Annotated in this window: 1 protein-coding gene; it reads right to left on the bottom strand. The window is 60.4% G+C overall.

Annotation, left to right across the window (positions count from 1 at the left end; genetic code table 11):
- Positions 1–102 precede the first annotated feature (102 nt).
- Positions 103–1,068 (bottom strand): GlxA family transcriptional regulator, encoded by a 966-nt coding sequence (locus ACW9JC_RS30320; protein WP_338583748.1) that lies wholly within the window; start codon positions 1,066–1,068, stop codon positions 103–105.
- Between the last annotated feature and the right edge of the window lie 100 nt (positions 1,069–1,168).

Here is a 1,168-nt window from a genome sequence, read left to right as displayed (position 1 = left end):
CACAGGTTTTTTTATTGTTCACAGAATTTGTGTTCAACCAAGATTCTTGTGGGAGCGGGCTTGCCCGCGATGAGGCCCTGTCAGACGACAGAAAATCCCGGCTCAAACCATAGCCGCAAAATTCAGCCTGAACTGCTGCGGCGTCACTCCCAGCCTGCGGTTGAACACGCTGCGCATGTGCTGGGCATCGCGAAAACCGCACTGATAGGCGACGGTCTTGAGCGGGGCGCTGGTGCTCTCCAGCATCACCCGCGCGGCATCCACCCGCGCCCGCTCGACGAATTCGGCCGGGGTGATTTTCGCTTCCTTGGCGAACACCCGGGAAAAATTGCGCGCACTCATGTTGGCCGCGTTGGCCAGGTCGGCAATGGCCAGGTCGCCCGTCAAGTTGGCCAACACGTAATGCTGGACCATCGCCACTGCTGAAGTTGGTTCGGCGTGGGGCGTCAGGAACGGGCTGAACTGTGACTGCCCCCCCGAACGCTGGGTGAACACCACCAATCGCTTCGCCACATTCAACGCCACTTCCGGTCCGTGATCGCGGCCCAGCAGGTACAGCGACAAGTCGATCCCGGCCGTGACCCCGGCTGAGGTGTAAAGCTCAGCGTCCTGCACGTACAAGCGATCGGCCTCGACCTGGGTCGACGGACATAACGTCGCCAGCGCCGCCGCATCGCTCCAATGTGTTGTCACCGTTCTACCTTCCAAGAGTCCTGCCCGAGCAAGCATGAACGCACCATTGCATATCGAACCAAAGCGTTGCGCCAGCGCACAGGCATCACGCAGCCAGGTATCGAACGCGGCGCCAAAATTCATGAACGGCAACTGGGGACCACCGGCTACCAGCAGCAAATCGTAAGCCTGCAACGCCTCGCTGAAATGCCGATGGGCGTTCAGCGCCAATCCGTTGGAGCACGCCATCACCCCACGCTCCACGCCGATGACTTCCAGCCGATAGTGATCCTCGGGCGCGAGGAAACGATTGGCCTCGGAAAACACATCCATGGGACCGGTGACGTCCAGCGACTGGACACCGGCGAAGACCACGATGGCAACGGTTTTACTCATAACGTGAATGGCCTTTTCTGGATCGGATCACACCGCCCCCTGTAGGAGCGAGCCTGCTCGCGATGGACGTCAACGATGACGCGGGCTGCCTGGATGAACG

This window comes from Pseudomonas sp. SDO5591_S426, assembly GCF_054070755.1.
The sequence above is the reverse complement of the archived record's forward strand: the minus strand, read 5'-3'. Positions and strand labels throughout refer to the sequence as shown.